An 18,999-nucleotide genomic window follows, 5' to 3' on the forward strand; every position below is an offset into this window, starting at 1 on the left:
TGTTGGAGACCGATCAGAACGCCGGCAGGATCGCGCCTTTGTACTTCTCGTTGATGAATTTCTTCACTTCCGGGGTCTTCAGGGCTTTGACCAGCTTCTGCACCGCGTCCGAATCCTTGTTGTCCTCGCGGGTCACCAGGATGTTGACGTAAGGCGAGTCGTTGCCTTCGATCGCCAGGGCATCCTTGGAAGGGTCCAGCTTGGCTTCCAGGGCGTAGTTGGTGTTGATCAGCGCCAGGTCGACCTGGGTCAGCACGCGCGGCAGGGTGGCGGCTTCCAGTTCGCGGAATTTCAGGCCTTTTTCGTTGCCGGTGATGTCCTTGATGGTCGACAGGATATCGGTCGGGTTCTTCAAGGTGATCAGGCCCTGGTTGGCCAGCAGCAACAGCGCGCGGCCGCCGTTGGTGGCGTCGTTAGGGATCACTACATTGGCACCGTTCGGCAGCTCGGCCAGGGTCTTGTACTTGCTGGAGTACGCGCCCAGTGGCTCCAGGTGCACGCCGGCGACGCTGACCAAGTGGGTGCCCTTGGCCTTGTTGAACTCATCCAGGTACGGCTGGTGCTGGAAGAAGTTGGCGTCCAGGCGCTTCTCGGCCACTTGTACATTCGGCTGCACGTAGTCGGTGAACACCTTGACCTTCAGGTCCACGCCTTGCGCGGCCAGGGCCGGCTTCACGAATTCAAGGATTTCCGCGTGCGGCACCGGTGTGGCGGCGACCGTCAGGGTTTCGGCGGCGTGGGCGGAAAACGCGGCAACCGCGGCGAAAGCAACCAGTAGTTTTTTCATCCAACAAGCTCCTTGTTCGGGCATCTGCCGGCGGGGGCCGGCAATCGCCTTTATTTTCGAGAGTAGTGTGTCACCAGCTTATCGCCGATGGTTTGCAGAATCTGCACCAGCACAATCAACATCACCACGGTCACGACCATGACGTCATCCTGGAAGCGCTGGTAGCCATAACGGATCGCCAGGTCGCCCAGGCCGCCGGCCCCCACCACACCCGCCATGGCGGTGTAGCCCACCAGGGCAATGGCGGTCACGGTGATTGCAGCAATGATGCCCGGCTTTGCCTCGGGCAGCAGCGCCTTGGTGATGATCTGCCGTGTGGTGGCGCCCATGGCCTGGGTCGCCTCGATGATGCCGCGATCGACCTCGCGCAGGGCGGTTTCCACCAGCCGTGCGAAGAACGTCGAAGCGCCTACCACCAGCGGTGGAATCGCACCGGCCACGCCCAGCGAAGTGCCGGTGAGGAACACCGTGGTGGGGATCATCACGATCAGCAGAATGATAAACGGCAGAGAGCGGATGGCGTTGACCACGAATGCCAGGGCGGCATAAGTGGTTTTCTGCTCCAGCAACTGCCGTGGGCTGAAAAGAAACAGCAGGATGCCCAGTGGCAGGCCGACCAGGACGGTGAAAAACAGCGAGGTGCTGAGCATCAGCATGGTGTCGCTGGTGGCAACCCAGATATCAGCCCAGTCGACGTTGTCGAAGTAATGCAGTAGCACGTCCATTAACGCAGGACCTCCATATGCACATCGGCTGCGGTAAAGCGCGCGAACGCCGCTTCCATGTCACCGCCGGTGATGGCCAGGGTCAGTTGCCCGTAAGGGGTATCTTTGATGTGGTCGATACGACCGGCGAGGATGCTGTAGTCCACACCCGTTTCGCGGGCGACGGTACCCAGCAGTGGCGCGTAGGTCGCTTCGCCCTGGAACGTCAGGCGCACGATGCGGCCTGGCACATGGGCGAACACATCACGCTGCTCGCCTTCATCGACCTGCTCGGCTTCCTGCACAAAACGCTTGGTGGTCGGGTGCTTGGGGTGCAGGAACACGTCGGCCACCGGGCCTTGCTCGACAATCACCCCGGCGTCCATCACGGCGACCTGGTCGCAGACACGGCGGATCACGTCCATTTCATGGGTGATCAACACGATGGTCAGCTTCAACTCGCGGTTGATCTCGGCCAGCAGTTGCAGGACCGAGGCGGTGGTCTGCGGGTCGAGGGCACTGGTGGCTTCGTCGCACAGCAGGATTTTCGGTTTGGTGGCCAGGGCGCGGGCGATGCCGACGCGCTGCTTCTGGCCGCCGGACAACTGCGCCGGGTACTTCTTGGCATGGTCTGCGAGACCGACCCGGTCCAGCAGCTCGGCCACGCGCGCATCAATCTCGCGGCGCGACAGTTCGCCCGCCAGGGTCAGTGGCAGCGCGACGTTGTCGGCGACGGTCTTGGAGGCCAGCAGGTTGAAGTGCTGGAAGATCATCCCGACCTGCTGCCGGAAACGGCGCAGGCCGTTGGCATCCAGGGCGGTGACTTCTTCGTCATCGACCTTGATCTGGCCGCCCGAAGGCTCTTCCAGACGATTGATCAGGCGCAGCAGGGTACTTTTTCCCGCGCCGGAATGGCCGATGAGGCCAAACACCTGGCCGTTCTCGACGCGCAGGCTGGTGGGGTGCAGTGCGGGAATATCCTTGCCGGCGACCCGGTAGGTTTTATGGACGTTATGAAACTCGATCACGTAGCGAACCTTGTGGGGCGCATTGAAAAGGGATCAGCGGTTAGCCGGGCGCGCATTTTAGCCTGTCCGTATAGCGTTTCTTAGCATTTATTTCGTATTCAACCAGCGATTTGGCAATAACGCGATCAAAGGTCATAAAAAAGGAACGGTAAAAAATCCCGTCAGTCACTACTTAAGCAACTCGATTTCCCGGGTGCCGTGCCCGGGGTTTTGCTCACACGAGCCAGGGACCGCTCTGGCCTACGCAAACGAGGAGTTTTGTCTGATGAGTACCAAAAAACCCGCTACGCCGCCCAAGAGCGAGCTTGCAGGCACCGATACCCTGGACCGTGGCAACACCAATGCCAAGCTGCAAAGCCTGGAAAAATTCCGTTCCGACGCCACAGGCCAGGCGCTGCGCACCAATCAGGGGGTGAAAATCTCCGATAACCAGAACACCCTGAAAGCTGGCGCCCGGGGGCCTTCGCTGCTGGAAGATTTCATCATGCGTGAAAAAATCACGCACTTTGACCATGAACGTATCCCGGAGCGCATCGTGCACGCCCGCGGCACTGGCGCCCATGGCTACTTCCAGACCTATGAAAACCATTCGGCGCTGACCAAGGCGGGTTTCCTGCGTGACCCAGGCCGTAAAACCCCGGTGTTCACGCGTTTTTCCACAGTGCAGGGCCCGCGTGGTTCAGGCGATACGGTGCGTGACGTGCGCGGCTTTGCCGTGAAGTTCTTCACCGACGAAGGCAACTTCGACCTGGTGGGCAACAACATGCCGGTATTTTTCATTCAGGACGCGATCAAGTTTCCTGACTTCGTGCATGCGGTAAAGCCTGAGCCGCACAACGAAATTCCTACCGGCGGCTCGGCTCACGATACGTTCTGGGATTTTGTCTCGCTGCAGCCGGAATCGGCGCACATGGTGATCTGGGCGATGTCCGACCGCGCCATTCCAAAAAGCCTGCGCAGCATGCAGGGTTTTGGGGTGCACACGTTCCGTCTGGTGAATGCCGAGGGTCAATCCAACTTCGTCAAATTCCACTGGCGCCCGACAGCGGGTACCTGCTCCCTGGTGTGGGACGAAGCGCAAAAATTGGCCGGTAAAGATACCGACTACCACCGTCGCGATCTGTGGGATGCGATCGAGATGGGCGATTACCCGGAGTGGGAACTGGGCGTACAGGTGATTCCGGAAGATAAGGAGCACGCGTTCGATTTCGATATCCTCGACCCGACCAAGTTGATTCCGGAAGAGTTGGTGCCCATCACCCCGCTGGGCAAGATGGTGCTCAATCGCAACCCGGACAACTTCTTCGCTGAAGTTGAACAGGTCGCGTTCTGCCCAGGCCACATCGTGCCGGGTATCGACTTCTCCAATGATCCGCTGCTGCAAGGTCGGTTGTTTTCCTACACCGACACACAGATCAGCCGTCTAGGTGGCCCGAACTTTCACCAGTTGCCGATCAACCAGCCGCTGACGCCCCTGCATAACAACCAGCGCGATGCCATGCACCGCAGCACCGTCGATAAAGGCCGCGCGTCCTATGAGCCGAACTCTATTGATGGCGGCTGGCCGAAAGAAACCCCGCCGGCAGCACAGGACGGCGGTTTCGAGTCGTACCCGGAGCGCATCGACGCGCACAAGATCCGTGAGCGCAGTGAATCGTTCAGCGACCATTTTTCCCAGGCACGCCTGTTCTTCAACAGCATGAGCAAGCACGAGCAGGAGCACATCATCGCGGCCTACAGCTTTGAGCTGGGCAAGGTCGAGCGTGAGTTTATCCGCGCGCGTCAGGTCAATGAGATCCTGGCCAATATCGACCTGGGCCTGGCCAAGCGCGTGGCCGAGAACCTGGGCCTGCCGGCGCCGAAAAAAGGCACCGTGCCGGTGCGCAAGACTGCGCCGGAGCGTTCGCCGGCCTTGAGCCAGGCCAACCTGCTGTCGGGGGATATCAAGACGCGCAAGGTGGCGATCCTGGCGGCCAATGGTGTGGATGGTGCCGCGATTGCCGCGCTGAAAAAGGCGCTGGCCGCAGAAGGCGCCCATGCCAAGTTGCTTGGGCCGACCTCGGCGCCGGTGACCACCGCCGATGGCAAGAGCCTGGCGGTGGATGCCTCGATGGAAGGCCTGCCGTCAGTCGCGTTTGATGCGGTGTTTGTGCCGGGTGGGGCGAAGTCGATCCAGGCGTTGAGCGGCGACGGCGTGGCGTTGCATTACCTGCTGGAGGCGTACAAGCATTTGAAGGCGATTGCCTTGGCGGGTGAGGCGAAGCAGTTGCTGCAGGTGCTCAAGCTGGAGGCGGATGCGGGGTTGATTGTCGGCGGGGATGCCAAGGCGTTGAAGGCGTTTATTGCGGCGATTGCCCAGCATCGGGTCTGGGAACGCGAGCCTAGGGCCAAGGCGGTTCCGGCTTAAGTCATTGGTAGTTTGATAGGGCGCCATCGCGGGCAAGTCGAATCGTCGCACTGCCCGCGATTGGCTTCAGTCGGCTTTACGCGGAATCAACACAACCTGCGCCGGAATATGCCTGAGGATCTGCCGATGAATCTTCAGGTCGTACCCTGAATCAATCCGCTTCACCCGTTTAGTCAGCAGCGTGTTCAGCCACGGGTAATCCTCGGTGCGCGGCACCTGGATGCTCACGTCACACTGGTAATTCACCACATCGGTGGCGATGGCATCCAGTTGATGGCGCAATTCCTGGATATCCGTGAGGTTCAGCGCCACCGTGGTGCTTTCGGCGGTGGGGTCGATGACCTTGGCTGGCGGCTTGGCTTCGGCAGCTTTCAGGGCGGCTTCGGCTTTATCCAGCTCGGCTTTGCGCGCGTGGGCGATGGCGTTGTTGACCCCACCGGTCAGCGCGGGAGCCTTGGGCATCAACGCCCGGGCGCGGCTCAAGGCCGTAGCGGCGGCGTTGACATCGCCTTTTTGCAGGACGATCTGGCTGCGCTGCAAATAGGCCTCGGCCAGTTGGCGCTGATACGGCTCGAGTGCCGGGTCGTCGGGCGATTGGGCCTGCAACGCGGCGAGTTGGTCCTCGGCGGTGGCCAGCTCACTGCTGGCCAGGTTTTGTTCCAGCTGTGCAATGGCCACAGCGCGCGCATCCGGCACCTCGGGGGCGACGGGCGGGGTGCTTTGGCAGGCGCCCAGCAGCAGGGAAAATGCGGCAAGGAGCAGATAACGGGAGGTGAACGGCTTCATTCCTGCGACTCTCTAATTGCGCAAAAAGCGAGCAAGTCTACACCCCTCGACGGGGCAGGACAAAACTCAGCAGAAACAGTGCGGCGGCCGTGACCACAATCGACGGCCCGGCCGGGGTGTCCTTGAACCAGGACAGTGCCAGGCCACCACACACGGCAAGCATCCCCAGCAAACTGGCGCCAACCGCCATCTGTTCCGGCGAGCGTGCATGACGCTGGGCGGCGGCGGCGGGGATGATCAATAGCGACGTGATCAACAATACGCCGACTATCTTCATTGCGACAGCAATCACCACCGCGATCAGCAACATCAGGGTCATGCGCAGCGCTGGTACGGGTAGGCCTTCGACAGTGGCCAGTTGTTCGTGGACGGTAATTGCCAGCAGCGGCCGCCACAGGGCTACCAGCAAAATCAGTACCGCAGCGCTGCCGCCGAGAATCCAGGCGAGGTCCGTGGGGCTGATGGCCAGCAGGTCGCCGAACAGATAGGCCATCAGGTCGATCCGCACTTCATGCATAAAGCTCAGCACCACCAGGCCCAGGGACAAGGTGCTCGGCGCGAGGATCCCCAGCAGCGTGTCCGAGGCCAGTGGCTGGCGCTGTTGCAGGGTCACCAGCAGCACCGCCAGCAGCAGGCAGCCGACGGTCACGGCAATGGTCGGGCTGACGTCCAGCAAAAAGCCCAGGGCCACGCCGAGCAAGGCAGCGTGGGACAAGGTGTCGCCAAAGTAGGCCATGCGTCGCCAGACCACGAACGAACCCAACGGGCCCGCCACCAGCGCCAGAGCCAAGCCTGCAAGCAGGGCGTAGAGCAGAAAATCAGCCATGCTTGCAGCCATCTCCGTGGACGTGGGTATGAGGGGCAGTCGGATCGGCGACCACGGCGCCATGCAGGTCGTGGGCATGGTCGTGACGGTGGTGGTAGATCGCCAGGCTCTGGGCGTTCTTGCCGAACAGCTCGACGAAGGCCGGGTCGCCGCTGACCTGCTCCGGGTGGCCGGAGCAGCAGACGTGGCGATTGAGGCAGACCACTTGGTCGGTGGTGCTCATCACCAGGTGCAGGTCATGGGACACCATCAGCACGCCGCAGCCATGCCGGTCGCGCAGGCGGGTGATCAGGCTGTAGAGCTCGGCCTGGCCGGCGACGTCGACGCCTTGCACCGGTTCATCGAGCACCAGCAATTCGGGTTCGCGCAGCAGGGCGCGGGCCAGCAGCACGCGCTGCATTTCGCCGCCGGAGATGCTTTGGACCGGGCTGTCGATGACCTGCTCGGCACCCACTTCCTTGAGCGCAGCCTGGGCGCGAGTGCGGTCCACGCCCGGTACCAGGCGCAGGAAACGCAGCACCGAGAGCGGCAAGGTCGGATCGACGTGCAGTTTTTGCGGCATGTAGCCGATGCGCAGCTTGGGCTTGCGCCAGACACTGCCGCTATCGGGCTTGAGCAGCCCCAGTACCGCGCGTACGAGGGTGGTCTTGCCGGCGCCGTTGGGGCCGATCAGGGTGACGATCTGCCCCGGCTCGACGCTCAGGTCAATGTTGTCCAGCACGTTCTGGTCGGCGAACGTGACGCCGACCTGTTCCAGGCGGATCAGCGCAGTGCTCATCAAGCCCCCTGGCAGCCCGAGCAGATGCCAACCACTTCGACGGTCTGCCCTTCGACTCGGAAGCCGACATCGCCGGCACTCTTGATAATCGCGTCGCTGATGCTTTTTTGTTCAAGCTCGATGGCGGCGTGGCATTCGCGGCAGATCAGGAACTGGCCCTGATGCGCGTGTTCCGGGTGGTTGCAGCCGACAAACGCGTTCAACGAGGCGATGCGGTGCACCAGGCCATTTTCCAGCAGGAAGTCCAGCGCACGGTACACCGTGGGCGGCGCGGCGCGGCGACCGTCCTGCTCGCTGAGCACGCCGAGAATGTCGTAGGCACCCAGTGGCTTGTGGCTCTGCCACACCAGTTCCAGCACCCGCCGACGCAGGGCGGTCAGGCGCAGGCCTTGGCGTGCGCACAGGGCATCGGCCTCCGACAGTGCGTTGTGCACGCAGTGAGAGTGGTCGTGGGGACGGCTGGCAAGCGGTGTTTTAGGCATGAGCGGCGACAGATATTTGTGAGAGACGTTATTATGTTACCCGTTCCTGCTGACTTGAGTGCTTATCGTGTCCCGACTTTTTGCCGTTTTTGTCGTATTTGTCACCAGTTTATTGATTGCCGGGGCTGCCCAGGCCGAGGTTCGGGTGCTCACCAGCATCAAACCCTTACAGCTGATTGCCGCCGCTGTGCAGGACGGCGTGGCGGTTCCAGAGGTGTTGCTGCCTCCGGGAGCCTCGCCGCATAACTACGCATTGCGCCCATCCGACGTACGGCGTGTGCAATCGGTGGATCTGCTGTATTGGATCGGTCCGGACATGGAAGGCTTCCTGCCACGGGTCCTCAAGGGTCGCAACTTGCCCACAGTGGCCGTGCAGGAACTGCCGGGTCTGAAGCTGCGGCATTTCGCCGAAGATCATCACTCCCATGGCGAAGAAGCCGACGATCATGATCACGATCATCGCCCCGGCAGCCTGGATGCCCACTTGTGGTTGTCGCCGGTGAATGCGCGGGTGATTGCGGCCAGGATGGCGGCGGACTTGAGTGCGGCTGACCCCGCCAACGCAGAGCGCTACCAGAGCAACCTGCAAGCCTTCAACGGACGCCTGGATGCCTTGGACCTGCGTTTGAAAGCGCGCCTGACGGGGATCGCCGGCAAGCCTTACTTCGTGTTCCACGAAGCCTTCGACTACTTTGAAGATGCCTACGGCCTCAAGCACACCGGCGTGTTCAGCGTGGCCGCCGAGGTACAACCCGGCGCCCAGCATGTGGCGGCGATGCGCACCCGCTTGCAGGAAGTGGGCAAGACCTGCGTGTTCAGCGAGCCACCCTTGCGCCCGCGCCTGGCCGAGACCCTGGTGGCTGGCCTGCCGGTGAAACTGGCGGAGTTGGATGCCCTGGGCGGCTACACCCCGGCCACGGGCCAGGGGTATGAGCAGTTGCTGGAGAAACTGGGTAACGATTTGGCAGGGTGCCTGGAGTCGTTGTAACCGACGACATAGAACCCCTGTGGGAGCAGGCTTGTGTGGGAGCGGGCTTGCCCGCGATAGCGGTGTATCAGGCGCTGATAGGCGACTGACACGCCCTCATCGCGGGCAAGCCCGCTCCCACAGCGTCAGAGGGCGAACGGCAGTTGGAGAGTGGCCTGCTGGCGCTGCTCCAGTCGTTGCTGGAACTCCACTGGATCGTGAATCAGCACGTCCTGCCCGGCAAATGACTCGGCAGCAATCAGCCGTGACAGCCAAAACCGCACACACGCCACGCGCAACATGGTCGGCCACAGCTCGGCTTCCTTGGCGCTGAACGGCCGCAGTGCCGCGTAGGCGCCCAGCAGTGCGCGGGCGCGATGGCCGTCGATCACCCCGGCGGCGTCCGAGCACCAGTCATTCAGGGCAATCGCCACGTCGTACAGCATCGGCCCGGAGCACGCGTTGTAGAAGTCGATCAACCCAGTCAGGTGGGTGCCTTCGAACATCGCGTTGTCGCGAAACAGGTCGGCGTGGAGGTTGGCGCGGGGCAGCGTGAGGATCTGTTCCTTGTGTTGCTGGATTTCATCCAGTGCCGTTTGCAACAGCTGCTGCTGGTGGGCGTCGAGGTGCGAAATCAGCTGCGCGCCCTCCTCGAGCATCCAATCCAACCCACGATCGGTCTTGCGCTCCAGCACCTTGTCGCCCTGGGTGGCCAGGTGCAAGTGGCCGAGCAACTCGCCTACTTGCACGCAATGCTGGGCGTTGGCGTCCTGGATGTGCTTGCCCGCCAGGCGCGGTTGCAGCAGCGCCGGCTTGCCTGCCAATTCGCGCAGGGCCACGCCGTCGGTGGTGCGCAGGGCGTAAGGCACGGGCAGGTCGGCGTCGTGGAGTACGTCGAGCAGTTCGATGAAGAACGGCATTTCGTCCACGGGGCCGCGTTCAACCAGTGTCAGGACAAATTCGCCCTGTTCCAGGCTGATAAAGAAGTTGGTGTTTTCGCTACCAGCGGCAATCCCCTGGAAATCGAGCAGGCGGCCGAGCCCGTAAGGGGCGAGAAAGGTTTCCAGCTCGGGCCGAGCCAGGGGGGTGAACACAGACATGGTTAAAACTGCCAGTACGGGCGCCGCGGGCCGCAGCGCCGATTAAAATTAAGAAATCATTTCCATTCGAAGATCTTCCATGACGGGATCAGCATATCCGGCTGGTCTGAGCGGATGAAGTTCGCATCGGTTCCGTCCGCGCGCACCAGAAAATACGGTTTGCCGCCCTTGGGCGTTACCTTGATTGCGTACAGGAAGCCGTTTTGGCGGTATTCCTGGATGGTCTTGTCGCCTTCCGTGCGAATGGTGACTTCCGGATCGCCCGAAGGAGCATCGTCTGCCGCTATGGCAGCCATCGGAGCGAGTGCAATCAGGCCGGTCAACAGCAGGCGATTGAATGTGCGCATGATAACCTTGTCCCTTTGTTGTCAATGGTCCGGCTATTCTAGCGCCAGACCCGCCGAAAAGGTTGATCCTGCTCATGAGCCAAGCCCCCCTCGTCCTGGTGGACGGTTCTTCATATCTGTACCGCGCCTTCCACGCGCTGCCGCCGCTGACTACGTCCAAAGGCCTGCCGACCGGTGCGGTCAAGGGCGTGTTGAACATGCTCAAAAGCCTGCGCAAGCAGTACCCGGACAGTCCGTTCGCGGTAGTGTTCGACGCCAAGGGCGGGACATTTCGCGATGACATGTACGCCGAATACAAGGCCAACCGCCCGAGCATGCCCGATGACATGCGCGTGCAGATCGAGCCGCTGCACCAGAGCGTGATCGCCCTGGGCTTCCCGCTGCTGTGTGTCGAAGGTGTCGAGGCCGACGACGTGATCGGCACCCTGGCCCGCAGCAGTGCGGCTGCCGACCGCCCGGTGGTGATCTCCACGGGTGACAAGGACATGGCGCAGTTGGTCGATGGGCACATTACCTTGGTCAACACCATGACCGGTAGTGCCATGGATGTGGACGGCGTAAAGGAGAAATTTGGTGTCGCTCCCGAGCAGATCATCGACTATCTGGCGCTGATGGGCGATTCCTCCGACAACATCCCGGGTGTTCCCGGTATCGGTCCTAAGACCGCTTCGGGACTGCTGGTCGGTGTGAACGGCGGTTTGAAAGAGCTTTACGAGCAGCTCGATATTGTCCCGAGCTTGCCGATCCGTGGGGCCAAGACCCTGCCGGCCAAGCTGGAAGAGCACAAAGAGATGGCGTTCCTGTCCTACCAGTTGGCGACCATCAAGGTCGATGTGCCCCTGGATGTTGGCCTGGAAGACTTGCACCTGATCGAGCCGGATCGCGAGAAGCTGCTTGAGCTGTACACCCTGCTGGAGTTCAAGAGCTGGATCGATGAGGTTCAGCGTGATGCCAAGCGGGTCGAGCTCAAGGCTGCCGCTGACGTTGCACCGGCTCAGGTTGCAGTTGCGGCCCAAGCGCCTGTGGCCCCGGTCGAAGCGCAGTACGAGACCATCCTCGACCAGGCTCGCTTTGACGTCTGGCTGAAAAAACTCAATGACGCGAAGTTGTTTGCCTTTGATACCGAAACCACCGGTGTCGACGCCCAGCAGGCGCAACTGGTGGGGGTTTCATTTGCGGTGCAGGCCAATGAAGCGGCCTACATCCCGCTCACCCATTCCTACATCGGCGTGCCCGAGCAACTGGACCGCGATACGGTGTTGTTGGCTCTCAAGCCGCTGCTGGAAGACCCGAACAAGCTCAAGGTCGGTCAGCACGCCAAGTTCGACATGAATATCCTGGCCAATTGCGCCATTGGCGGCGACCCGGCGCACGGCATCACCGTGCGCGGCATCGCCTTCGACACCATGCTCGAATCCTACGTGCTGAACTCCACCGCGACCCGGCACGACATGGACAGCCTGGCGAAGAAGTACTTGGAGCATGACACCGTCAGCTTTCAGGACATCGCCGGCAAAGGCGCCAAACAGCTGACCTTCGACCAGATTGCCCTGGAGCAGGCCGGTCCCTACGCTGCTGAAGATGCCGATGTGACCCTGCGCCTGCACCTGGCCCTGTACGAACAACTCTGCGCCCTGCCGAGCCTGGCCAGTGTGCTGACGGATATCGAGATGCCATTGGTGCCGGTACTGGCGCGGATCGAGCGCCAGGGTGCCCTGGTAGATGCCGCGCTGCTCGGCGTGCAGAGCATCGAGCTGGGCAACAAGATGGTGGAACTGGAGCGTCAGGCGTATGAGATCGCCGGCGAGGAGTTCAACCTGGGTTCGCCCAAGCAATTGGGGGCAATCCTCTACGAAAAACTCGGGCTGCCGGTGTTGAAGAAGACTGGCAAGGGCCAGGCCTCTACCGCCGAGGAAGTGCTGGCCAAGCTGGCCGAAGATGACTATCCATTGCCTAAGGTGCTGATGCAGTACCGCAGCATGAGCAAACTCAAAAGCACCTACACCGACCGTTTGCCCGAGCAGATCAACCCGCGTACGGGGCGGATCCACACCTCTTATCATCAGGCCGTGGCCGCTACCGGGCGTTTGTCGTCCAGTGATCCGAACCTGCAGAACATCCCGGTGCGCACTGCCGAAGGCCGGCGGATCCGCCAGGCGTTCGTTGCGCCCAAGGGCTACAAGCTGCTGGCGGCGGACTACTCGCAGATCGAGCTGCGGATCATGGCGCACCTGTCCAAGGACGAGGGCTTGCTCAACGCCTTCCGCGACAACCTGGATGTACACACGGCCACGGCGGCCGAGGTGTTCAAGGTCGAGCTGGGTGAGGTCACGTCCGACCAGCGCCGTAGCGCCAAGGCGATCAACTTCGGCCTGATCTACGGCATGGGCGCGCAGAAGCTGGGCAAGGATATTGGCGTCGATACCAAGACGGCCAAGGCCTACATCGATGTGTACTTTGCCCGCTACCCAGGGGTGCGCGAGTACATGGAGCGCACCCGTGCCCAGGCATCCGACCAGGGCTATGTGGAAACCCTGTTCGGGCGCCGCCTGTATCTGCCGGATATCCACTCCAACAAGCCCCAGGAGCGCGCGGGCGCAGAGCGTACCGCGATCAACGCGCCGATGCAGGGCACTGCCGCCGATATCATCAAGAAAGCCATGGTCAAGGTCGACAACTGGCTGACGGAGTCGGGGTTGGACGCCAAGGTCATCCTGCAGGTACACGATGAATTGGTACTGGAGGTCCGCGAAGACCTGGTGGCTGAGGTCAGCGAGAAGATTCGCGAGCACATGAGCGGTGCGGCGAGCCTGGATGTGCCACTGCTGGTGGAAGTCGGGGTGGGCGATAACTGGGACCAGGCGCACTGATCATCTGGCAGTGCTGCGGCATGACGTCGCAGCACTGCCTATAGATCGGAAAGCTCCGAGAGTTATTTCCAATAGTTTTTCCGGGCGCCGGAACTTAACCCATGAAAAGTCACTCAGAGTTACTGAATGGGTGGTGAAGCCCTTCAATGCTCCTATGTTGTGTTAAGTGTTGGCAGATATCTGGACCCCGCCCTAGCGGTCCGGAACTTGGACCCCGAACTTCCCCTCCCCATACGAAGTCCGGGGTTTTTTTTGCCTGCAGAAAAGTTACTCGGCGATTTCCGCGCCCTTGTCCGCCAGCTCCATCCAGCCTGCCAGCACGGTATAGGCGTCTTCCAGGCCCATGCGCTTGGGCGCCGAGAACAGCTGGATAGTGATCGCATCACCCCAACCCTTACGGATTTCGGCCTGCACTTTGAGCAAGGTGTTCTTGGCTGCGCCGTAGGTCAATTTGTCGGCCTTGGTCAGCAAAATATGCATTGGCATGCCACTGGCGACCGCCCAATCGAGCATCAACAGGTCGAAATCGGTCATTGGATGACGGATATCCATCATCAGGATCAGCCCTTTCAGACTTTCGCGGCCACCCAGATAGGCTTCCAGGTGACGCTGCCAGTGCAGCTTCAATGGGATAGGTACTTTTGCGTAACCGTAGCCCGGCAGGTCGACCAGACGCCGATCATCGTCTAGCTTGAAGAAGTTGAGCAGCTGTGTGCGGCCCGGGGTTTTCGAGGTGCGAGCCAGGCTGGCATGGGTCAGGGTGTTGAGCGCGCTGGACTTACCGGCGTTGGAGCGCCCGGCGAAGGCCACTTCAAAGCCTTCGTCGTCGGGGCATTGGTCGACTTTGGCGGCGCTGAGCATGAACGTGGACTGTTGGCACAGACCGAGGATGGGGTTCTTGAGTTGCATGGGATTTCCGATGTGGGCGGTGCCGGGAATGGGTGCGGCAAGTAGTGTCGTTCCCGTTTCAGTGGCGCCAGTATATAATGCCGCAGATTTTGTGTGTGCTTTGTCCCAGCGAAGGATGAAGTTCACGGGAGCGATAGACCTTTATTGCGCATTAGAACGCAAAACGCTTCCAAACCCTGAAAAGGTCGACGTATGACCCAGTGGCTGCTAGCTGTCGGTGTCCTGATACCACTTTACAGTGCGCAGGCTACACAGGATCCGGAAGCTGTGTACAACCGCGTTTGTGCGGCTTGTCATGCCGGGCAGTTGCCAATGGCCCCCAAGCGGGGTGACCAGGCAGCCTGGGCGCCGAGGCTGGCGCAAGGCATGGATACGCTGGTGCAGCATGTGACCCAGGGTTTCAAGGCGATGCCGCCGCGTGGTTTGTGCATGGAATGCCGTGCCGAGGATTACCAGGCCATCATTGTTTTGATGAGCGAGTAGACCCGGTCCATAACTCTATAACCTTTAGCCGTAATTGGATTAGCTGATGAACAAATTGATCGTGAGTCTGCTGTTGACCTTGGGCATCACTGGTGTTGCCCATGCTGCAGGTGACGCTACTGCTGGCCAGACAAAGGCCGCTGTATGTGGTGCCTGCCATGGAGCGGATGGCAACAGTCCGTTACCCAACTTTCCAAAACTGGCGGGCCAGGGTGAGAAATACCTGACCAAGCAGATGCACGACATCAAGGACGGCAAGCGAACGGTATTGGAAATGACCGGCATGCTGACCAATCTCAACGATCAGGACCTGTCGGATATCGCGGCGTATTTCGCCAGCCAGGCAGGCAGCGTGGGGGCGGCGGATCCAAAACTGGTCGAACGTGGTGAAAAGCTGTTCCGTGGCGGCGACCTCGACAAAGGCCTGCCGGCCTGTACCGGCTGCCACTCTCCGGATGGCTCGGGTAACGCCGCAGCAGGCTTCCCGCACCTGGGTGGCCAGCACGCCCAGTACATTGCCAAGCAACTGACTGATTTCCGCAAGGAAGAAGCCGGCCGTGCCAACGATGGCGATGCAATGACCATGCGTACGATTGCGCGCAAACTGAGTGACGAAGACATTGCAGCGGTAGCCAGCTACATCCAGGGCCTGCACAAGTAAGGTGCGCAAGACCGGGGGTACATCAGCGGTAACGTTAACGCTCGATTAATCCGTCGATGCAAGCATAAAAAGGGTGGCTGAGGCCGCCCTTTTTTGTGGCCGCTACCGTTACACTAACGAACTCATGCCCGTGTAGACCTGTCATAAAAAAGGTCGCGCGAGGCGACTTTATTTGTCCAGGAGTAAAGCATGCGTAAATTGATCCTCAGCGCCGCTCTCGTCACTGCCAGCCTGTTCGGCATGACCGCCCAAGCCGCCGATGTGCCGCTTGAAGCGGGCAAGACTTATGTTGAATTGGCCAATCCGGTGCCGGTTTCCGTGCCGGGCAAGATCGAAGTCGTAGAGCTGTTCTGGTATGGCTGCCCGCATTGCTACTCTTTTGAGCCGACCATCAACCCTTGGGCCGAGAAGCTGCCTTCGGACGTGAACTTCAAGCGCCTCCCGGCCATGTTCGGCGGCCCTTGGGATGCCCACGGCCAGATGTTCCTGACCCTGGAAGCCATGGGTGTGGAGCATAAGGTCCACAACGCGGTGTTCGAGGCAATCCAGAAACAAGGCAAGCGCCTGACCAAGCCTGAGGAAATGGCTGACTTCCTCGCCACCCAGGGCGTGGACAAGGACAAGTTCCTGACCACCTTTAATTCCTTTGCCATCAAGGGCCAGATCAAACAGGCCAAGGATCTTGCGCAGAAGTACGGCGTGCAAGGCGTTCCAACCCTGATCGTCAACGGCAAGTACCGCTTTGACCTGGGCTCCACAGGTGGTCCTGAAGCGACCCTCAACGTTGCCGACCAGTTGATCGCCAAAGAGCGCGCAGCCAAGTAAGGGGCTCGCCATGCGTCGCTGGGGTACTGAACGAGTGGTTGGCCTGCATGATCCGCAGGTCAACGAACACCACCTGACGTCCACCGGCCTGCCGGCGGATAGCCGGCTGCGCTTACTGAGCTTCAATATCCAGGTAGGCATCAGTACCGAAAAGTACCGCCACTACCTGACCCGGGGCTGGCAGCATCTGCTGCCCCACAACGGTCGGGCCGGCAATCTGCAGAAGATTGGCGACCTGCTGGGCGATTTCGACCTGGTGGCCCTGCAGGAGGCCGACGGTGGCAGCCTGCGTTCAGGCTACGTCAATCAGGTCGAACACCTGGCCCAGCTCGGTGCTTTCCCCTACTGGTACCAACAACTCAATCGCAACCTCGGCCGACTGGGCCAGCACAGCAATGGCGTGCTCAGCCGGTTGAAGCCCTCGGTGATCGAAGACCATCCACTGCCGGGCCCGAAAGGGCGCGGGGCGATTCTGGTGCGCTTCGGCGAAGGGCCCGAGGCGCTGGTGGTGGTCATGATGCACCTGGCGCTGGGGGCACGTACCCGGACCCTGCAGTTGGCCTACATCCGTGAGCTGATTGGCGATTACAAACACCAGGTGCTGATGGGGGACATGAACACCCACGCCAGCGACCTGTTGCAGAATTCTCCGCTGCGCGACCTCGGGCTGCTGGCGCCGCAGGTCGAAGCCACGTTCCCCAGTTGGCGTCCGCAACGCTGTCTAGATCACATTCTGTTAAGCCCGACCCTGACGCTGGAACGCGTGCAGGTGCTGGCGCAGCCCATTTCCGATCACCTGCCGGTCGCGGTAGAGATTCGTCTGCCGGGTTCGCTCACGGCTGATGCATTACCCGCGTTGAGCCCCGGCCCTCGCGGACCCCTTGCATGAGCGACGACGCCCAGCGCTGGAAAGAAAAATACCTGTTAAGCATCGAGCAACAAGAAAAGCTCGAACGTCGTTGGGCTGCGCGCCTCGACTTGCTGCGTCGTGGGCTGGTGCGCAGCACGCTGGCGGCCGAAGGCACGGATCGGGCCGTGGACCAGTGTATGAAAGAGATGCGCGATGTGGTGCGCACCGATGACATGGACGCCGCGCTGGCCGCCTTGTTGCCACGCCTGGAAAAGGCCGTGCTGGACTCCGAGCAACGCCGTGAAACGCGGGTGGATCAGATCAGTACGGCGCTGACCGCCTTGGTCTCGCAATTACAGGCCCTGCCCTTGCCCCGGGAAGTCAGTCGCCCGCTGAAGAGCTTTGCCAAGCAGTTGGATAGCCGAGTCGGCCAGGCGCGAGAAATTCCCCTGCTGCTCAGTGAGTTGAGCGGTCTGCAAGGGCAGGCCCTGAGTAATCTTGAGTCGGATGACGAACCTGCTCGTCCAGGTTTGTTGCAGCGGCTGTTTGGTGGCAAGGAGGCGGGTACAGAGGTTGCGCCGGTTGAGCCCGCTGTTTCTCCGCCTTCCCGGCAACCCCCTGCGGTAGCAGCAAGCCCGGCCACCCCGGTGGTTGAGGATGCGCCCGAGCTGGCCCAGGCCCTGCGTGCCTTCGCGCCACAAGCCCAGGCCCCGCAGCAGCCGGTACTTGAAGTTGCACCTGCACCTGCACCTCAGCCTGTGGCGCCTCGGGTTGATGTGGATGAGCGTGTGGCATCAGTGCCCGAGGTTGGCGCTCCTCGCTTATCACCCGTCGAGACGCTCGCGGTCGCCATCGAAACCCCGGAACCGCCCCGACCTGTCGAAGTGAGCCTTGCCCCGCTGCCTGAACGGGCTGTCGCTGCGGCGGTAGTTGCGCCCGAGGTCCTGCCCCTGGTGCCGCAACCGACCGAGATCGGTAGTCTGTCATTGCCGCCTGTGCTGGACGACGAATCGGCTGAAGTTGATCCTGAGGCGCTGTACGCCCTGCCCGATTCCCCCGAGCCGTCCTACAGCTCTGTCGCCAAACATATCGAAGACACCCTGCTCGGCCTGCTGGGCGACCTCGCTCTGCCCGAGCGGCACCGGCCCCAGGCGCAAGCCATGCGCGAACGCCTGGCCCAAGGGCTGAATTGGTACGAACTGCTACCGATCCTCGATGACCTGGCGGTATTGATGCTGGCCATCACCGATAGCGGCCAGCATGAGTTCGAGGCCTACCTCAAGCATCTCAACGAGCGGCTGGAAGCCTTCCAGAGCAACCTGCAGGCGGCCAGCGACGGGCACGCCGACAGCCGCAGCGCCGCGCGCGAGATGGATACGCAAATCCGTGAACAGATGGATGGCTTGCAAAGCAGTGTCCAGGAAGCGGCCGACCTCGATGACCTCAAGCAAGTGCTGGAAAGTCATCTTGAGGGGCTGTTGGGCGCCATGGACGAGCATCAAAAGCAGCGTGACCAGCGTGAACATGAAGTCGCCGCGCGGTTGCAGGGTTTGGCCGAGCGGGTGGCGAGTATGGAGCAGGAGGCCCAGGGCTATCGGGACCACCTTGAGGTGCAGCGCCAGAAAGCCTTGATCGACCCGCTCACTGGATTGCCCAATCGTGCGGCCTGGAGCGAGCGCCTGGAGTACGAGGTCAATACCTGGCATCAACAGGGCAACAGCCTGTCGTTGGCGATGCTCGACCTCGACCACTTCAAGCGCATCAATGACAGCTACGGCCATCTGGCGGGCGACAAGGTGCTGAAAATCATCGCCACTGTATTGAGCAAGCACCTGCGCCCGACGGACTTTATCGCACGGTTTGGCGGTGAGGAGTTTGTGCTGCTGATGCCTGATTCGGCGTTGGGCGGTGCGCTGGAACTCGGCGAACGCCTGCGGGCGGCCATCGAGGCGTGCCCGTTTCACTTCAAGGGCGAGCGGGTGACCATTACGATGTCCATCGGCATGGCGCAGTTCCAGCCCGGCGAGCGCAGCGACCTGGCACTCAAGCGCGCGGACGAGGCGTTGTATAGAGCCAAGGCGGCCGGACGTAACCAGGTGCAGGCGGCCTGAAAATTTGTTCGATTTTGTATTGCCGGCCGCTGGCCGGCAAACCGTACGTTACACTGTTGCATTATCGTCTTTAGCGTA

General features: G+C 61.3%; 18 protein-coding genes. 8 read left to right on the forward strand and 10 right to left on the reverse strand.

Going from position 1 to position 18,999, the window contains the following annotated elements; genetic code table 11:
- Positions 1 to 13: 13 nt before the first annotated feature.
- Genes PSFL_RS16180 through PSFL_RS16190 form a run of 3 tightly spaced genes read right to left on the reverse strand, consistent with a single transcriptional unit; the run spans position 14 to position 2,519 of the window.
- Complete coding sequence (locus PSFL_RS16180) at positions 14 to 787, reverse strand: MetQ/NlpA family ABC transporter substrate-binding protein (protein ID WP_057444837.1); 774 nt, start codon at positions 785 to 787, stop codon at positions 14 to 16.
- A 50-nt stretch (positions 788 to 837) separates the two neighbouring features.
- A complete protein-coding gene (locus PSFL_RS16185; protein WP_029290333.1) occupies positions 838 to 1,512 on the reverse strand; it encodes a methionine ABC transporter permease in 675 nt (224 codons plus the stop codon).
- Positions 1,512 to 2,519, reverse strand: coding sequence for a methionine ABC transporter ATP-binding protein (locus tag PSFL_RS16190; protein WP_057439253.1), 1,008 nt, complete (start codon positions 2,517 to 2,519; stop codon positions 1,512 to 1,514). The genes PSFL_RS16185 and PSFL_RS16190 overlap by 1 nt, the downstream gene beginning before the upstream one ends.
- A 235-nt stretch (positions 2,520 to 2,754) precedes the next feature.
- Here PSFL_RS16190 and katE point away from each other — a divergent pair, with 235 nt between their 5' ends.
- Entirely contained in the window at positions 2,755 to 4,926 is a 2,172-nt protein-coding gene (katE, locus tag PSFL_RS16195; protein ID WP_267910538.1) for a catalase HPII, read from the forward strand.
- 66 nt (positions 4,927 to 4,992) lie between these two features.
- Here the strand turns inward: katE and PSFL_RS16200 are convergent, their stop codons facing one another.
- The 4 genes from PSFL_RS16200 to zur are packed head-to-tail and all read right to left on the reverse strand — an operon-like array spanning position 4,993 to position 7,798.
- On the reverse strand, positions 4,993 to 5,712 hold the full coding sequence (locus tag PSFL_RS16200) for a PA5502 family lipoprotein (RefSeq protein WP_057439252.1): 720 nt from the start codon (positions 5,710 to 5,712) through the stop codon (positions 4,993 to 4,995).
- Between the two features lie 37 nt (positions 5,713 to 5,749).
- Entirely contained in the window at positions 5,750 to 6,538 is a 789-nt protein-coding gene (gene znuB / locus PSFL_RS16205) for a zinc ABC transporter permease subunit ZnuB (protein ID WP_029290341.1), read from the reverse strand.
- Positions 6,531 to 7,316: a zinc ABC transporter ATP-binding protein ZnuC gene (gene znuC, locus PSFL_RS16210; RefSeq protein WP_057444838.1), complete on the reverse strand. Its 786-nt coding sequence runs from the start codon at positions 7,314 to 7,316 to the stop codon at positions 6,531 to 6,533. Before znuC ends, znuB begins: the two co-directional genes overlap by 8 nt.
- On the reverse strand, positions 7,316 to 7,798 hold the full coding sequence (gene zur, locus PSFL_RS16215; RefSeq protein ID WP_029290345.1) for a zinc uptake transcriptional repressor Zur: 483 nt from the start codon (positions 7,796 to 7,798) through the stop codon (positions 7,316 to 7,318). Before zur ends, znuC begins: the two co-directional genes overlap by 1 nt.
- Before the next feature lie 58 nt (positions 7,799 to 7,856).
- On the opposite strand from zur, the gene PSFL_RS16220 reads away from it, so the two are divergent.
- Positions 7,857 to 8,786, forward strand: coding sequence for a zinc ABC transporter substrate-binding protein ZnuA (locus PSFL_RS16220; RefSeq protein WP_057439251.1), 930 nt, complete (start codon positions 7,857 to 7,859; stop codon positions 8,784 to 8,786).
- A gap of 125 nt (positions 8,787 to 8,911) precedes the next feature.
- Here PSFL_RS16220 and PSFL_RS16225 read toward each other — a convergent pair whose 3' ends face one another.
- Together PSFL_RS16225 and PSFL_RS16230 are read right to left on the reverse strand one after the other, a co-directional pair.
- Positions 8,912 to 9,865 carry a homoserine kinase gene (locus PSFL_RS16225; RefSeq protein WP_057439250.1) on the reverse strand — a complete coding sequence of 318 codons (954 nt, stop codon included), beginning with the start codon at positions 9,863 to 9,865 and terminating at the stop codon, positions 8,912 to 8,914.
- A 56-nt stretch (positions 9,866 to 9,921) separates the two neighbouring features.
- Entirely contained in the window at positions 9,922 to 10,212 is a 291-nt protein-coding gene (locus PSFL_RS16230; RefSeq protein WP_057444840.1) for a DUF2782 domain-containing protein, read from the reverse strand.
- 74 nt (positions 10,213 to 10,286) lie between these two features.
- Between PSFL_RS16230 and polA the strand changes: the two genes are divergently transcribed.
- Positions 10,287 to 13,082, forward strand: coding sequence for a DNA polymerase I (gene polA / locus PSFL_RS16235; protein ID WP_397470270.1), 2,796 nt, complete (start codon positions 10,287 to 10,289; stop codon positions 13,080 to 13,082).
- Positions 13,083 to 13,349: 267 nt separating this feature from the next.
- On the opposite strand, the gene yihA is transcribed toward polA, so the two are convergent.
- Positions 13,350 to 13,991 carry a ribosome biogenesis GTP-binding protein YihA/YsxC gene (gene yihA / locus PSFL_RS16240; RefSeq protein ID WP_032862650.1) on the reverse strand — a complete coding sequence of 214 codons (642 nt, stop codon included), beginning with the start codon at positions 13,989 to 13,991 and terminating at the stop codon, positions 13,350 to 13,352.
- Between the two features lie 192 nt (positions 13,992 to 14,183).
- Here yihA and PSFL_RS16245 point away from each other — a divergent pair, with 192 nt between their 5' ends.
- The 5 genes from PSFL_RS16245 (at position 14,184) to PSFL_RS16265 (ending at position 18,921) form a co-directional block, all read left to right on the forward strand.
- Entirely contained in the window at positions 14,184 to 14,474 is a 291-nt protein-coding gene (locus PSFL_RS16245; protein WP_057439249.1) for a cytochrome c5 family protein, read from the forward strand.
- Positions 14,475 to 14,520: 46 nt separating this feature from the next.
- The gene (locus PSFL_RS16250; protein WP_057439248.1) at positions 14,521 to 15,135 is read left to right on the forward strand and encodes a cytochrome c4; all 615 of its coding nucleotides are present in this window, start codon (positions 14,521 to 14,523) and stop codon (positions 15,133 to 15,135) included.
- Positions 15,136 to 15,324: 189 nt separating this feature from the next.
- Positions 15,325 to 15,960 (forward strand): thiol:disulfide interchange protein DsbA, encoded by a 636-nt coding sequence (gene dsbA / locus PSFL_RS16255; protein ID WP_057439247.1) that lies wholly within the window; start codon positions 15,325 to 15,327, stop codon positions 15,958 to 15,960.
- A gap of 10 nt (positions 15,961 to 15,970) precedes the next feature.
- Positions 15,971 to 16,849, forward strand: a complete 879-nt coding sequence (locus PSFL_RS16260) for an endonuclease/exonuclease/phosphatase family protein (protein ID WP_057439246.1) — start codon at positions 15,971 to 15,973, stop codon at positions 16,847 to 16,849.
- Positions 16,846 to 18,921 (forward strand): diguanylate cyclase, encoded by a 2,076-nt coding sequence (locus tag PSFL_RS16265; protein WP_273871513.1) that lies wholly within the window; start codon positions 16,846 to 16,848, stop codon positions 18,919 to 18,921. Before PSFL_RS16260 ends, PSFL_RS16265 begins: the two co-directional genes overlap by 4 nt.
- The last annotated feature ends 78 nt before the right edge of the window (positions 18,922 to 18,999 follow it).

The organism is Pseudomonas sp. DD1, assembly GCF_044510355.1.
Taxonomy (GTDB): domain Bacteria; phylum Pseudomonadota; class Gammaproteobacteria; order Pseudomonadales; family Pseudomonadaceae; genus Aquipseudomonas; species Aquipseudomonas shahriarae.

Coding starts and splice junctions, on each gene's coding strand:
- yihA (WP_032862650.1), bottom strand. CDS start 13,991: ATGCAACTCAAGAACCCCATCCTCGGTCTGTGCCAACAGTCCACGTTC.
- PSFL_RS16200 (WP_057439252.1), bottom strand. CDS start 5,712: ATGAAGCCGTTCACCTCCCGTTATCTGCTCCTTGCCGCATTTTCCCTG.
- znuC (WP_057444838.1), bottom strand. CDS start 7,316: ATGAGCACTGCGCTGATCCGCCTGGAACAGGTCGGCGTCACGTTCGCC.
- PSFL_RS16265 (WP_273871513.1), top strand. CDS start 16,846: ATGAGCGACGACGCCCAGCGCTGGAAAGAAAAATACCTGTTAAGCATC.
- PSFL_RS16230 (WP_057444840.1), bottom strand. CDS start 10,212: ATGCGCACATTCAATCGCCTGCTGTTGACCGGCCTGATTGCACTCGCT.
- PSFL_RS16225 (WP_057439250.1), bottom strand. CDS start 9,865: ATGTCTGTGTTCACCCCCCTGGCTCGGCCCGAGCTGGAAACCTTTCTC.
- PSFL_RS16260 (WP_057439246.1), top strand. CDS start 15,971: ATGCGTCGCTGGGGTACTGAACGAGTGGTTGGCCTGCATGATCCGCAG.
- zur (WP_029290345.1), bottom strand. CDS start 7,798: ATGCCTAAAACACCGCTTGCCAGCCGTCCCCACGACCACTCTCACTGC.
- PSFL_RS16250 (WP_057439248.1), top strand. CDS start 14,521: ATGAACAAATTGATCGTGAGTCTGCTGTTGACCTTGGGCATCACTGGT.
- PSFL_RS16245 (WP_057439249.1), top strand. CDS start 14,184: ATGACCCAGTGGCTGCTAGCTGTCGGTGTCCTGATACCACTTTACAGT.
- PSFL_RS16185 (WP_029290333.1), bottom strand. CDS start 1,512: ATGGACGTGCTACTGCATTACTTCGACAACGTCGACTGGGCTGATATC.
- znuB (WP_029290341.1), bottom strand. CDS start 6,538: ATGGCTGATTTTCTGCTCTACGCCCTGCTTGCAGGCTTGGCTCTGGCG.
- PSFL_RS16180 (WP_057444837.1), bottom strand. CDS start 787: ATGAAAAAACTACTGGTTGCTTTCGCCGCGGTTGCCGCGTTTTCCGCC.
- polA (WP_397470270.1), top strand. CDS start 10,287: ATGAGCCAAGCCCCCCTCGTCCTGGTGGACGGTTCTTCATATCTGTAC.
- dsbA (WP_057439247.1), top strand. CDS start 15,325: ATGCGTAAATTGATCCTCAGCGCCGCTCTCGTCACTGCCAGCCTGTTC.